This window comes from Pandoraea pneumonica, from assembly GCF_902459645.1.
Lineage (GTDB): Bacteria > Pseudomonadota > Gammaproteobacteria > Burkholderiales > Burkholderiaceae > Pandoraea > Pandoraea pneumonica.
On sequence record NZ_CABPSK010000001.1, the window covers coordinates 1929665 to 1943769 of the forward strand.

The 14105-nt window shown below is 59.9% G+C and carries 14 protein-coding genes; 4 read left to right on the forward strand and 10 right to left on the reverse strand.

The window, feature by feature from the left end; all coding sequences use genetic code 11:
* Nucleotides 1-127: 127 nt before the first annotated feature.
* The 6 genes from PPN31114_RS26530 to glmS all read right to left on the reverse strand — a co-directional run bounded on the left by PPN31114_RS26530 (nt 128) and on the right by glmS (nt 6516).
* Nucleotides 128-262 (reverse strand): hypothetical protein, encoded by a 135-nt coding sequence (locus tag PPN31114_RS26530; protein ID WP_281350958.1) that lies wholly within the window; start codon nt 260-262, stop codon nt 128-130.
* 17 nt (nt 263-279) lie between these two features.
* Nucleotides 280-558 carry a hypothetical protein gene (locus tag PPN31114_RS08460; RefSeq protein WP_150678941.1) on the reverse strand — a complete coding sequence of 93 codons (279 nt, stop codon included), beginning with the start codon at nt 556-558 and terminating at the stop codon, nt 280-282.
* Nucleotides 559-631: 73 nt separating this feature from the next.
* Entirely contained in the window at nt 632-1624 is a 993-nt protein-coding gene (locus PPN31114_RS08465; protein WP_150678942.1) for a helix-turn-helix transcriptional regulator, read from the reverse strand.
* 576 nt (nt 1625-2200) lie between these two features.
* A complete protein-coding gene (locus PPN31114_RS08470) occupies nt 2201-3325 on the reverse strand; it encodes a nucleotidyltransferase-like protein (protein WP_150678943.1) in 1125 nt (374 codons plus the stop codon).
* A 2-nt stretch (nt 3326-3327) separates the two neighbouring features.
* Nucleotides 3328-3954, reverse strand: coding sequence for a Cap15 family cyclic dinucleotide receptor domain-containing protein (locus PPN31114_RS08475; protein ID WP_217426922.1), 627 nt, complete (start codon nt 3952-3954; stop codon nt 3328-3330).
* A gap of 732 nt (nt 3955-4686) precedes the next feature.
* Nucleotides 4687-6516 (reverse strand): glutamine--fructose-6-phosphate transaminase (isomerizing), encoded by a 1830-nt coding sequence (gene glmS / locus PPN31114_RS08480; RefSeq protein WP_150678945.1) that lies wholly within the window; start codon nt 6514-6516, stop codon nt 4687-4689.
* Between the two features lie 158 nt (nt 6517-6674).
* On the opposite strand from glmS, the gene PPN31114_RS08485 reads away from it, so the two are divergent.
* The 4 genes from PPN31114_RS08485 to PPN31114_RS08500 all read left to right on the forward strand — a co-directional run bounded on the left by PPN31114_RS08485 (nt 6675) and on the right by PPN31114_RS08500 (nt 10465).
* The gene (locus PPN31114_RS08485) at nt 6675-7160 is read left to right on the forward strand and encodes an Lrp/AsnC family transcriptional regulator (protein WP_150678946.1); all 486 of its coding nucleotides are present in this window, start codon (nt 6675-6677) and stop codon (nt 7158-7160) included.
* A 120-nt stretch (nt 7161-7280) separates the two neighbouring features.
* Nucleotides 7281-8036, forward strand: a complete 756-nt coding sequence (locus PPN31114_RS08490) for a DeoR/GlpR family DNA-binding transcription regulator (RefSeq protein WP_150678947.1) — start codon at nt 7281-7283, stop codon at nt 8034-8036.
* 53 nt (nt 8037-8089) lie between these two features.
* Nucleotides 8090-9052 (forward strand): glycerophosphodiester phosphodiesterase family protein, encoded by a 963-nt coding sequence (locus tag PPN31114_RS08495; protein WP_150678948.1) that lies wholly within the window; start codon nt 8090-8092, stop codon nt 9050-9052.
* Between the two features lie 174 nt (nt 9053-9226).
* Nucleotides 9227-10465, forward strand: coding sequence for a porin (locus PPN31114_RS08500; RefSeq protein WP_150678949.1), 1239 nt, complete (start codon nt 9227-9229; stop codon nt 10463-10465).
* 81 nt (nt 10466-10546) lie between these two features.
* Here PPN31114_RS08500 and PPN31114_RS08505 read toward each other — a convergent pair whose 3' ends face one another.
* From PPN31114_RS08505 to PPN31114_RS08520, 4 genes are all read right to left on the reverse strand, one after another.
* The gene (locus tag PPN31114_RS08505; protein WP_150678950.1) at nt 10547-11437 is read right to left on the reverse strand and encodes an AraC family transcriptional regulator; all 891 of its coding nucleotides are present in this window, start codon (nt 11435-11437) and stop codon (nt 10547-10549) included.
* 95 nt (nt 11438-11532) lie between these two features.
* The gene (locus PPN31114_RS08510) at nt 11533-11841 is read right to left on the reverse strand and encodes a DUF4148 domain-containing protein (RefSeq protein ID WP_150678951.1); all 309 of its coding nucleotides are present in this window, start codon (nt 11839-11841) and stop codon (nt 11533-11535) included.
* 306 nt (nt 11842-12147) lie between these two features.
* On the reverse strand, nt 12148-12642 hold the full coding sequence (locus tag PPN31114_RS08515) for an Rrf2 family transcriptional regulator (RefSeq protein ID WP_150678952.1): 495 nt from the start codon (nt 12640-12642) through the stop codon (nt 12148-12150).
* A 109-nt stretch (nt 12643-12751) separates the two neighbouring features.
* Nucleotides 12752-14092, reverse strand: a complete 1341-nt coding sequence (locus PPN31114_RS08520; RefSeq protein ID WP_150678953.1) for a 2-hydroxycarboxylate transporter family protein — start codon at nt 14090-14092, stop codon at nt 12752-12754.
* Between the last annotated feature and the right edge of the window lie 13 nt (nt 14093-14105).

Sequence of the window (14105 nt, forward strand, 5' to 3'; positions counted from 1 at the left end):
GTTCCGAGTTCCACTCCCCAGAGTGTCAAACCTGGCTGGCCTGATGAAGGTCGAACGCTGCCCGGTCTCCAGAACAGCGCGTTGGCTACTTGTGCTCCTTGCGAACGCCCTTGGCGGGCTCGCCGTCCTACTTTTGGTCCATGAAGCGGCCGTTGTCAGTATCGCGCTTGGTCCAGATCTGGTTGGTGGGGGTGAACATCCGCAATCGGTCACGTACAGCGCCGCGAGGGGCGTTGTCACCAGCAGGGACGTTTTTGGCCATTTCAGTCTCCTGCGTGGTTACGCGTTGAGGGTGTGGGTCCAGGCAGGGAGCCCACTGCGAGAAAGGAAATCCACCAGGGACGGGCTTCCGAAGAACTGCAGTCGCCCACCGGACATGAAGGCGAGGGCTGCTTGGTCGATACGAAGGTTCGCATTCAGTGCTTTGGCCGTCAGCTGGGTCAGCAACCGGGAGTTGTCGTCCCGGGTGCCTGAGGACGAGCGGGCGTCGAAGACGGCAAAGTTAATCCAGCCGCCGTTCTGTGCACGCTCCCGAATATGGGCGAAATTCACTTTCATCTTGCACTCTCCTAGCTCGGAAAAATGTCGAGCATGGCTTCATTATTGCGAGAGCACTGGATCAAATAACGACCTACTGAACGGCCGCAGGAAGATTTTTTGTTGCAGCGGCGCACAGCGCTGCATGAAGGCGTTGACGCAGCTCTGGTGGTTCAAGAATCTCGACCTCTGGGCTGTGGCGCAGAAGGTCCATCAACAGCTCTTGGTCGTTGGAGTATGGAATCTCCAAAATGTAGCTGCCGTCCTCGAGATGCTCGCTAGACTGGTCGTGGTGCCAGGTCTCCTTGCTGACCCATTGAGCTCGTTCTCGGGTGAACTTCAAGCGAGCGCGGTGGGCCGCCTGGCCGGCAAAAATGCCGTAGCCACTGCGGAAGTGCTCCTGCATCTCGTCGTGACTGACTTCCAGGGCGGCCTCGTCTACAACGCGGACATCGTCAACGGCCTCCAGCGCAAAGGACCTGAGGGCATTGCGAGTGTGGCACCACGCGTCCAACATCCAGTTTTCGCGGTAGTGCACCAATTGTTGGGGAGAAATGGTGCGCTCCGTATACTCTTTGCGGTCACGGTTCAGATACCGCAGATGCAAGCGTTTGCTGCCCAGCAGAGCTCCCGCTATGAGCTGGAAGTGCTTGGACTCAACTTTCCTGGGCGCAAAATGGATGAGCTTAAGCCTGCGCTCTATCGACTTGGACGAGTTGGTGCCTTCGGCGAGCAGGCTGCGGAGACGGGATTTCAACGGGCTGACGTGCTCTTCCAACAGTCCGGGCTGCACACCCTCCACCAGATGAAGCATCGTCAGCAGTGCAAAAATCTCTGATTCGTTGAACCAGACCCCAGGAAGCTCGAACCGGCCGCCATCCGCCAACTCGTCACGGACGACCCAGCCGCGTCGGCTGCGGTCCCATTCGACCGGGCATCCGAGCCGGTCGCGAAGAAACTCGAGGTCACGCTTTACAGAAGCATGCGAAACCTCCAGTTCAGCTATGAACGTAGCCATCGACACAGCACCGTGCCGGCGGATGAGACGCACGATTTTCGTTATACGCTCGATGCTAATCTTCGACATGGCTTCCTTTTGCGAGTGGTCAACTTGGTCATCTCATTGAGCAATAGCCTCTCGCATCATCACGTCAGGCGATACTCAGGGCACTCATCCCAGAAGCGAATTGTGTCGTTTAATAAACTTCATCCAAATTTGGATTAACAATACCAACTAGCTGGGTATGTCTGACAGATACCGGTTTGACTGCCTCGATCTTGAACTCAATTTTAGTTGCTCACTTTCGGTCAGCGCGATGTACTCGTGCAGCTGTTGCTCTTGGTCTTTGCCCCATGTTGTGAATTCGAACTCGCCGCTCGGTTTCGGGAGAGTCACTTTGAGCTCAAGACCAAGGAAGTAAGCCTTTTCCAGGACAATGCTCACGTCATAGGGCGTGCCGGACGGGTTAGATACTCTGTTTGGAAGCTACCGTTGGTTTAACGCTGAGGCTTTTCGCCCGGTAAGCGTCCCCGTTCTTCTTTGTGCAGAGATGGCGAATACCATCGACGATATTCGCCCGGCATTCCTCTTCGTCCATAAGCACGTCATCCCCCAAAATCAAGTAGTTATCCGCAGTTCGCGCGCACTAATTTCGCAGGTACTCTAGCCAGGAACGTAGGCTTTGCGCAGTTCCGCATTGATTTGCTGAAATGGAATTTGCCCCAGGTTTGGAAACTGCTCACGAGTGACCTTTTCAGATAGGTCGTCCAACTCAAGTGAAAGCAAAGTGAGGGCTTCCAATTTTTCATGCGCGTCAAAAACAGGTCGCGAACCGTCGGGAACGTACAGTTGCCTCGCTTCAGCGTGGTTGCGCGCGAGATTGTCCGCAAAGCGTGTTGCCTCGGCCAAAATAGCCAACTCGGAAGCAACCCCCACGGTGAGCGCTGGGAGGTCCGCATGCCACAGCATCGAAGAAATGTCGAAGCTCGACAGCCCGATATTCGTCCCTTCTTCTTTTGCATCAGCCGTAAGGTTCTTGCACAGACGAATAGCCTTCTTCAGCCCCCCGCCACACAGCCCATCTCGGTCAGTGATACGTTCAATGTGCCGGAAGGGCATATTCTTGATGCGCTCGCGGGCGTGCTTGTCCAGAATCTGAACACCACGGTCGGCTTCCCGGCCAGTCCGTTGGTAATCAATGGTATCGAACCAGTTGGATGGGACGACGTCCACCTCGCGGCGAAGCGAACCACCCGACAGGTGAATCGCTTTAGCTCCAGACGTATCAACCTTCGCGACCGGGTAAGCGTCGGTCAGAATTTTTTCTGATTTGTCCCGAAGGTTGCAAAGCGACGCCAGCGTGTCGTATGAGACTGGGCTGTATTCTCCTTGCAGGGCCTTCTGTCCGTTGGTGTCGTAGTGAAGGTAGCGGACTTCGAGCACCAGCAAATCGACATCGCTTGCACCGCGAATCTGGATATCGCACGGGACCGAGCCTTGCAGCCGAAGATTCACGCTAATGCCGAGCTTCCCGAGTCCCGAAAGAAGCTGCTCACCGACCCTGGTTGCTTCCGCAATACCCACGCGGGTGTACTCAGGACCGACAGCCTGCATCGCACCAAGAGCATACTTGGTGAACTCCTTTGTTGCGCTGCGTGTCTGGTACGACTCAATAGTGGGAACGCCCGCCAGAATCTCTCCGGCGGAGTCGAAAGTCACTCCACTTCGGTCACTACCCCGCCGGCGTGCATCCAGGGATTTCAGACGCTTATGAATATCGCGTGCCATTTCTAGTTCTTCCGCGTGAGTTTCATAGTTCCAAATGTGAACCGACCGTGCCCGTTGAAGTACTCGCCATCCGCAGTTTTTAGGTCGGGGCCAAAAGTCAACTCGGCCGCCCCGCGATGCGCTACAAGCTCCGCTTCGCCGAGTTTGGGCTCGTTCTTATAGTTGTAAAGAAGCCTGAGCCCATCAGCCTGGTCGTACACCAAGGCAGCTGCGATGCTGTTGGACGCTGATTGGGCAGTCTTGAGACGCACTCGAAGCTTGTCCCAGCTCTGAATAATCGTGACCTCGGCCTCCCACTTGTATCCAGGAGCTTTATCCGGATTGATGGTTTGGCCATCGCAGTGCCACTTGCCAGATAAATTGGGCACTTTCACAAGCTTTGCGATGACTCCGATTTTCCAGACGTACTTGTCGAACACCCAATAGAGCACGGCGTAGATAAGACCGGCCGTGAGGGGCCACATCACCAAACCTGGCACGTTGTCAGCGATTCCAAGGCGCTTGGCCAAGTCCACCAGCCACAGAACTACAACACCAATGCCAGAAGCGACGACCGCTGACATGATGCTGAGATATCGGCCAATGACGGCACGGTTAAGCCCACCAAGGACGGAGTATTCGTGTTCCAAGCACAGCCCCCCGAAATCGAAAATTTTTTAATTAACTTTCTTTCGAAAAGTACTTTCTTATTAACAACGGATTACGAATTATATATTGCACCCATGATTTTTTAATTACCCGATAGACAAAAATTTCGGGGAAAATCTTTACGTACATGCCACATACATCACCAGGAATTGTGAGTCACCGTTAATCAGTTTACAAACCTCGCGAGGAGAAGCTCCACGGCCGGTAGGTGTGAGACAACGATATGGCCCACACTACCGGCATCTACGGTCATGACTTCGCCGAACATTGGCTTAGCTCTGCGCATGCAGGAACCGTAGCTCGTCCCGGTGGACGCGAGCCCTGGATACGGCGTCATTCTGGGCGGCAATGAGGGAGTCGTGATTCACTCGAGCCCCATTCAAGGGCAGTGGAGTAACGCCGCGCGTCAGTCGACGCTTCCTTGACAGCATCCAACAGGCTCCGTGCACCGTAGGTGCGACAGATAGCGGCGCTCGGATTGCGTCGCGGACTGCTTGAGCCTCCGAAGTGCCACCATCGACGCGAGGGGGGGAACGACTTCCCCACGCCGAGGCACCTCCAGGGCGCTTCACCAAAAAAATTCTATTAGGTTCCCTTAAGCCCCGCCATGCTTTGGTTTGCGGGCAGTCCGGAAGCCTTAAGGAAAATTTTTTGGGCGGCCTTTAAGTAAAACTAATAGACGTTGTCACGCTTGATAGCACACCGGACTTACATCACTCCACCGTCACCGACTTCGCCAAATTCCTCGGCTTATCCACATCAGTCCCCCGAGCGACGGCCGCGTGAAACGAGAGCAACTGCATCGGAATCGTGTGGAGAATCGGCGAGAGCATGCCGTAGTGCTCGGTCAGGCGAATCACCGCGAGCCCCGGTCCCGGTGTGATGCCGCAGTCCATATCCGAGAACACGTACAGCTTGCCATTACGCGCAGCCACCTCGTGCATGTTCGACTTGAGTTTCTCCAGCAGCCGATCGTTCGGCGCCACTGCCACCACCGGCATCTGATCGCTCACCAGCGCCAATGGCCCATGCTTCAACTCCCCGGCGGCATAGGCTTCCGCGTGGATGTACGAAATCTCCTTCATCTTCAGCGCTCCCTCCATCGCCACCGGGTAATGCATGCCGCGCCCGAGAAAGAGAATGTCCTGTCGGCGCGTGAGCTCTTCCGCCCACGCGATGATCTGTGGCTCCAGTGCCAACACTTTGCTCATCGCATCCGGCAAATGACGAAGCGCGCGCAAATGTTGCTGCTCATCCTCGTCTGACAAACGCTGCCGCGTTTGCGCCAACGTCAGCGCCAGCAGGAACAACGCCACCAACTGCGTCGTGAACGCCTTCGTCGACGCCACGCCAATCTCCACGCCTGCACGAGTAAAGAACGTCAGCTCACACTCGCGCGCCAACGCACTCGTCGCCACATTGCAAATCGCCAGCGTATGCAGCATGCCCAAACGCTTCGCGACATGCACGGCGCCCAACACGTCCGCCGTCTCCCCGCTTTGCGACACAGCGACGACGAGCGTGTTCGGATTCGGCACGCTTTCGCGATAGCGGTACTCGCTGGCAATTTCCACGCTCACAGGAATTTGGGCAAGACTCTCGATCCAATACTTCGCGGTAAGCGCCGCATGAAAGCTGCCACCGCAAGCGAGCAACAACACCGAGTCGACTTTGTTGAACACCCGCCAGGCGTTGTCCCCAAACAGCTCCGGCATGATCGCCGTCACGTCTTGCAACGTGTCGGCCACCGCACGCGGCTGCTCGAAAATCTCCTTCTGCATGTAATAGCGATACGGACCAAGATCGGCCGCACCGCTATGCGCCGCCACTGTATTCACCGCGCGCTCGGCGCGCTGTCCGGCGGCATCCACAATCCAGTAGCGGTGCAACTGCACATCCACCACGTCGCCGTCTTCGAGATACACGATTTGATCGGTCACGTTCGCGAGGGCAATCGCATCGGAGGCGAGGAAGTTCTCCCCTTCGCCCACGCCCACGATCAGCGGCATGCCGTCGCGCGCGCCGACGATACGATGCGGCTCGTCGCGGCACATCACGGCAATCGCATAGCTGCCTTGCAAGCGCGCCACCGCCTCCCTCACCGCATCGAAGAGATCGCCGTTGTAGAGGTGATCGATCAGGTGTGCGATCACCTCACTGTCCGTCTGGCTCGTGAACACGTATCCCTGCGCTTCAAGCATGGCATGCAGCGCTTCGTGGTTCTCGATGATGCCGTTATGCGAAAGCGCAATGCGTGCGCCGTCATCTCGCGGCGAAAAGTGCGGATGCGCATTCTCGGTCACCGGCTTGCCGTGCGTTGCCCAACGGGTGTGGGCAATGCCGGTGTAGCCGCTCAGTGCCTGACGCGCCACTTCGGCCTGCAAGTTCGCCACACGCTCGACACTGCGCGCCCGCACCAACTGCGCATCGCTGTAGAGCGCGACGCCACACGAGTCGTAGCCCCGATATTCCAAACGCTTCAGGCCGTCGATCAGGTTCGGCACGATGTCCCGCTGCGCAACGGCGCCGATGATTCCACACATGTCGCTTCTCCGAAAATGTTGTTCAAGAGCATCAGTGAAGCGATGGTAGAGCCGACGATACGAAATTAACCTTCAAATTTCCAATTTATCTGAAATAAAATGTCGCATCACTGATTGAATGAAATTTAATTTCACAAGCACAGTTTTTCGGAGCCCCTATGCCCGGTGTATTTCTGGACGATCTGGATCTGCGGATCTTGCGCGTGCTGCAAGAAGATTCGTCGGTCACCAACATCGCGCTGGCCGCCCGGGTGCATGCTTCGGCACCGACGTGCCTGCGGCGTGTGCGCGCCATGAAGGAGAGCGGCATCATCGCGCGCGAGATCGCGGTGTTGGATCGCGCCAAGCTTGGCCCCACGCTCACGGCCGTGGTCGAAGTGAGTCTGGATCGGCAAACCGCCGAAGACTTCGAAGCCTTCGAGACCTTCATCTGCGCCGAACCGGCGGTGACGCAGTGCTACCGCGTCTCGCCTGGCCCCGACTTCGTCGTCATTGCTGAAGTCGTCGATATGCCTGAATACGACGAGCTCGCGCGACGCCTCTTCAAAGGCTCATCGAACATTCGCAACGTGCGCACCTTCTTCTCCACCCGTCGCGCCAAGTTCGAAGCCAACGCCCCCATACGGCTGACGGCAGCGCGCTAATGAACCGTTCCCTCAGGCCAATAATGTTCATTTGAACATTTCAACCCGTCATTTGAATGTCATGCACGGCTGTCAAGCTGGCGCCCATTCCAGAACGAATGCGCCAGCCACGCCAGCCCGATGGACCTTTCCGACCGCCAGACCCGCATCGTGTCGCTCTTTCGCCAACGTGGCGAAATGAGTGTCGATGCACTCGCCGAACACTTCGGCGTTGCCACGCAAACCATTCGCCGCGACGTGAATACGTTGTGCGACGCCAATGTGCTGCGCCGCTACCACGGCGGGGCTCGACTGCTCACGCCAGGCCCGAACCAGCCTTACGAAGTGCGACGCGTGCGCAATCTCGAAGGAAAGATCCGCATCGGACTCGCAGCGGCCGAACGCATCGCTGACGGCGCCACCGTCCTCTTGGGCATCGGCACCACGCCTGAACAGGTCGCCGTGGCACTCGTTCACCACAAGCGGCTAACCGTCATCACGAACAATCTGCGCGCCGCGTTGGTGCTGGCCGCGAACCCCGAGCATCGCGTGATCGTCCCCGGTGGCGAACTGCGCTCGCCGAATCCGGAAATTCTGGGCGACGAAGCCGATCGGCTGTTTCGCGGATATCGCGCCGATGTGGGCGTGTATAGCGTCGGCGGCATCGACGACGATGGCGCCTTGCTCGATTACGACCGCCAAGAAGCGGCGTCGCGCGACGCGCTGCGCGAAGCGAGCCGCTATCGCATTCTCGTGGCCGACGCGTACAAGTTCACGCGCAAGCCCAACGTGCGCGGCGGACAACTCGACGAGCAAGACCTGGTCATTACCGACGCCCCGCTGCCCGCGCCACTGCGCGATCGCGTGCTGACATCGCCCGAAATTCAGATCGTCTGACCCTTCGCCGCTCGCCCCATCATTCGCTCACTCTCTTTATCGAGACCGCCCCCATGCTCCTCGCCTCGCCCACCTCGCGCCTTGCGGCTGCCGCCCTGATCGCCCTCGCCTGCGCTGGCGGCACGTTGTTGCCGTCCGCAGCCCAGGCTGCACCGCTGATCGTCGCGCACCGAGGCGGTACAGGCGACACGCCCGAGAACACGGTGCAAGCCTTCACCAACGCATTGCAGAACGGCGCACAGGCGCTGTGGATGACCGTGCAAGTCACGCGCGACGGCGTGCCGGTGATGTACCGCCCGGCCGATCTCTCGGCGCTCACCGATGGCCGCGGCAAGCTCGCCGACATGGATTACGCCGACGTCCGCAAGCTCAACGCCGGCTACAGCTTCTCGCGCAAAGACGCCAACGGACAAACGGTCTACCCGTATCGCGACCATCCGCTGCCGATTCCGACCTTGCGTGAAGCGCTGGCCGCCGTCCCCGCCAACGTACCGGTATTGCTCGATATGAAGCAGACACCGGCCGCCCCGCTCGTCGAAGCCGTCATCCAGGTGCTCGACGACACCAACGCCTGGCCGCGCGTGCGCCTGTACTCGACCGAGGCCGAAGCGACCGACCGCATGCGCGCACGCCGTCCGCAAGCGCAACTGTTCGAGTCGCGCGATGCCACGCGCAACCGTCTGGTGGCGGCCGCGCTCGGCGGGCAATGCGTCATGCCACCGGCACCGGGCACGTGGGCGGGCATCGAGTTTCACCGTCAAGTGGAAGTCATCGAGCGCTTCACTCTCGGCGAAGGGGTCTCGAAGGTCGTCGCTAACTGGTGGACACCAGCCGCCGTGCAGTGCTTCAAATCGCAAGGCAACGTGCATCTCGTCGCGTTCGGCGTGGAAACGCCGCAGGACTATGAAGCCGCCTCGCAGCTTGGCTTCGACGCAGTGATGACCGATTCGCCGTCGCGTCTGCGCGCGGCGCTCGCGAAACCGCAACAACCGCAGCCGGTGGCTACGGCGAAGTAACCGCACACCGCCAAAGAGGACAGGAACCGCCCTGCCGACACCGAGATATCCCGCAATGGACATCTCCGCGTCATATTTTTAGGAATCCTAATTTCATTCACGGCATACCGACTCGGGAAACGATACCCGTGCGACGCGTCGTGCCAATACCGCCACGCTAGGACACACGCACCCATGAAGGCTTACTCTCGTTCCCCCCTCGCCCGCGCGGTTGCGCTGGTTATCGGCTGCGGCGCAGCATCGCTCGCCCATGCGCAATCGAACATCACGCTCTACGGCATCGTCGACGGCGGCATCGGCTATGCCAGCAATGTCGCCAGCGTCAGCCGAGTCGGCGCTGCGGGCCGCCCTGCGGTGATCACCGGGGCATCGAACACGGCATTCCAAAGCGGTACGTGGCAAGGCAGCCGCTGGGGCATGCAAGGCACGGAAGACCTTGGGGGCGGCCTGAAGGCACTGTTCCGTCTCGAGAACGGCTTCAACATTGGCAACGGCACGGCAAGCCAAAACGGTGCCGAGTTCGGCCGCCATGCCTATGTGGGGTTGCAGGATAAGAAGTTCGGCACGCTCACCATTGGCCGTCAGTACGACCCGTTGATCGATTTGGTCGGCTCGGTAGGCGGCACGGCGCTCCTCTCCGGCGTGGCTGCGCACCCGGGCGACGTCGACAACCTCGACCACAGCTCGCGTGTGAACAACAGCGTGAAGTACCGCTCGCCGACGTGGGCTGGCTTCACGTTCGGCGCAATGTATGGGTTTGGCGGCCAGCCGGGCACGATGGGACGTCAGAACACGTGGGGTCTGGCGGGGCAATATGCAGGTGGCCCGCTCACGTGGGGCGTTGCGTATTCGCACGCCAACAACGACAAAGCGAGCGCCACCGACACCACCATCGGTAGCTGGGCGGGCTCGTCGGAATCGGCCTTCGGCTCGTCGATCAATGCGGGGTATGCGAGCGCGAAGTCGCGCGACATCATCGCAACTGCCATGACCTATCAGATTGGCAACAACACGACGCTGGGCGCGAACTACAGCCACACCGAGTATTCGCCCGGGACGTATTCGCGCTTCACGCGCACGGCCAAATTCGACACCGTCGGTGTGCTCGCCATGTACCGCTTCACCAATGCTTTCCGACTGGGCGGCGGCTACAGCTTTACGAACGTGAATGCGCCCGCCGCGAACACGTCAGGGGCGAAGTATCACCAGTTCAATTTGGCGGCGTTCTACAACTTGTCCAAGCGCACCGAGTTGTATGCGCTGGTGGGCTATCAGAAGGCGTCGGGCGCGACGCTCGATGCGTTTGGCAACGTGATCGATGCGACGGCGTCGGTGGGCGATGCGGCCAACGGCATGTCGTCGGCCACCAACAATCAGACGATCGTGCGTCTGGGCGTCAGCCACGTGTTCTAAGCAGGGAATAACGAAAAGGCCATTCGCGAGCGCGAATGGCCTTTGGCTTGGGGACTCATGCAGCCCCCTCATGCAGCCTGCTCAGGCCGCCTGCGCAGGCAGCGGCGGCACCAGCGTTACGCGCGGCGGCGGCAGCATAGTGACGGCATGCAATTGTGCGCGGAGCCAGTCACGTGGGCTTGCGCCCGTCTTACGCCGGAAGGCGCGGGCCAGTGCCGATGCGCTGTCATACCCGACTTCGTCCGCCACACGCGCAATCGGTTGCCCGTCGCGAAGGCGTTTCTGCGCGAGTCCGATCCGCCAGTCCAGCAGATAGTCTGCGGGCGACTGCCCGATCACTTCCCGGAACTGTGCGGCGAAATTGGCGCGCGACATGTTGGCCGTGTTCGCGAGCGATTCCACCGTCCAGGCGTCGCCCGGTTGGTGATGAATCACGTGAAGTGCGCGCGCGAGTCGCGGATCTGCCAGACCGGCGAGCATGCCGCGGTTGACGATGCGTTTCTCCAGCACGTGCCGGAGCAGTTGAATCACGAGCAGTTCGAAGAGCCGATCCATCACGGCGAGCCGTCCGCACTGCGAGCCGAACGCTTCGGCGAACAGCCAGTTGAGCGTGAGGTCGAGCGTGGACAGCGACTGCGTGGGCAGCACGAGATATTCGGGCAGCGCCGCCACTAGCGGGTTGTTGTGCCCGCCATCGAACGAAAGAGAGCCGCACACGAGTTCGGTGCGATCGCCTTCGCCGGAGAGGAGTTGGTGGTGATTGCGGCGCGGGAAGAAGATCAGCGACGGTTCGACGATGTCTTGCCGCGTGCCGTCTTCCAATAACAGGGCAACTTCGCCCGTTCGCAGCAGATGCATGTGCCCGCCGTCGTGCGAATCGATGCCGTAGCTGGCAACGCCGCAGAGGCCGCCGCTGTGAAACACACCGGCGCGCACGCCGAAATTTGAAATCAGGGTGGAGAGCCGATCCATGGCGCACTCATGAAGAAGACCCAGTGCGCTGATTATGGAGGATTTGGCAAAGGCTTGCTCGGCACGCGATGGCGTTACCGGGCAAGCCAGACATCTCACGCCCGGTTATCGCCCACCGTAGCGGCGTTGCCGATCTGCGAGCGAACTTGCGCACGCGACAGGCCTGCGGAATTGCGTTGTTGCAGCAGCGACGGGTAAGTTTGCAGCGATTGGTCGAGTTGGCCCGAAGCACGGGCTTGGCGCAATTCATCGCGGACTTGAGCGCGCGTCAGGCCTTCGGGTGAGGCTTGGGCGACCATGACGGAATCGCCGTTGTAGGCGGTTTGCGGGCCTTCAGCAAAGGCCGAAGCGGAAACCAGTGATGCGGTAGCAACCAGAGCAGCAGCAAAGAGGCGGGTGTTCATGATGAGACTCCTATCGATTGGCAACTTAAGCCATGTTTTTTCCAGTCGTACCTAGGAGAGACCTCCTGACGCGGTGTGACTGGGCACGACTCAAGATTAGGGAAATCGAGAGGGAATTTCGCGGCTGCTCGTCTGCAAGATGCGACCAATCGTCTAATTCATGCGATAGGCATTGGCGCTCGCTATGACGTCGATAGACGCCGTCGATGGCGCCCCCAAACAGGGCGCAAATTAGTCCCGAATGGCGTGCGAAACCCGCGGCATTACGTCACGAAAAAGTGCAGAACGGAGAAGTGGCCAATTAGCTTAGTCGGCGCGTTTGACCTTGATATCCCGCACGGGGATCGCGGCCGAAACGGCGACAGCAGCGGCATCGCCAAGCAGGCGCCGCAGGGCCGCAGGCTTGTTGACCATATCGGCCAGCGTGTAGCGGTCGAGCACTGCAAAGTAGGCTCGCAGCGCCTCGCCGAGCACGCCGCGCAGGTTGCATGCCGACGTAATCACGCACGCGTTATCGCCCTGATGGAAGCACTCCACCATGGCAAAGTCGGGCTCCATCGCCCGTACGACTTCGCCAAGGCCGATACGCTCAGGTGCCCGCCCCAGCCGAATACCGCCCGCCCGGCCGCGCACCGTGTGCAAAAAGCCCAGTTGCCCGAGCTTTTGCACGATCTTGACGAGGTGGTTCTTGGGAATGTCGAAGGCGTCCGCCACGGCCTGCACGTGCACCAGCTCGTCGGGATGCACCGCGACGTAGATGAGTGTGCGCAAACTGTAATCGGTGTAGTCGGTCAGTCGCATGCGACAGGGGGGACAGTGGGAGGCGGAGTTGCGGGCCAGTTTAACATGGCCTGGCAATGCATCTTATGCCGCCTGCGCCCCCACAAAGCCCCGCCCTGCCCTATGCACGTCAGTGCAGAAACTTCATCAGAATCGTCGCCACCACGATCATCGCCGCGCCGCCGATACGCGTGGAGATCTGCGCGAACGGCATCAGTCCCATGCGGTTCGACGACGACAGAATGGCCACGTCCCCCGTACCGCCCAGCCCGCTGTGGCAGGCCGTGATGATGGCCGCTTCCACCGGATACATCTTGAGCCACAGGCCGACGAAGAAGCCCGAAGCGATCATGGCGAGCACGGTCACCGTCACGATCACGAAGTACGCCGGCGTGAATGCCGCGACCAGCTTGTCCCACGAGACGAACAACGTGCCCAGCCCGACCAGAATCGCGAACGTCAGGTTCGTCGACATGAACTTGTACATTTGGTACGCACCGCTTTCCATCGATGCCGGAATTGCCTTGCAGACCTTGAGCACCGCTGCCGCCACGATCATCAGCACCGGCCCTGGAATGCCCGTCACCGGGGCCAGCAGCGAGCCGAGAATGTACAGCGTGCAGCCCAGCAGCAAGCCCGCGCCCATCAGACGCAGATCGAGCGGCGGGTCTTCCTTTTGCAGCTTGAGCAGCTCCAGATCGTCGCCCGTGCGCACCAGCATGCCGTCGCCGCTGTGCTTCGGGTAACGCTCGCCAAACCGGTTGAGCAAGCCACTGGCGAGAATCGCCACCACGTTGCCGATCAGCGCCGCCGGGACGAGCGTGGCGACCAAATGCGCCTGCGACTCGCCCAGAATCTCCGAATACCCGATGGACAACGGCAGCACGCCCTCGCCGATACCGCCGCCGAGAATGGGCACGACGATATAGAAAAACGTGTGCTTGGGGTCATAACCGAAGCACAACCCGACGAGCATGCCCGCGGCCACCGCCGTAATCGTGCCGATGAACAACGGCACGAACATCTTCAGAAAGCCTTGAATCAGCACGCGGCGATTCATCCCGAGAATACTGCCCGCCACCAGACACGCGATGTAGAGGTACTGAAGATTCGCCGTCTTCATCGTCGTGGTGATCGCCTTGAGCGAGGCGTCATCCATGAGCTTGTAGCCGAGCAATGCCGACGGCACGAACAGGCAAAGAATGGCCGAGCCGCCAATCACGCGCAGCACCGGAATACGCCGACCGAGCTCGCCCAGCGCGGCACCTGCCAGCATCAGGACGGCAAAGCCGCCGATCATGTCGTTCGGCAAGCGATTCGTCATGGCGGCGAGCACTACCACCACGGCAATTGCCGCGAACATCGGCAACGGCAGGCCGCCAATCGAAAACTGCATCAGCACAGACAAACGACCAGTGCGCTTGTCGTGTTCGTTACGGTTCGCGCCGAGTTGCGCGGAGGGCATCTCCATGGGGTGTCTCCTT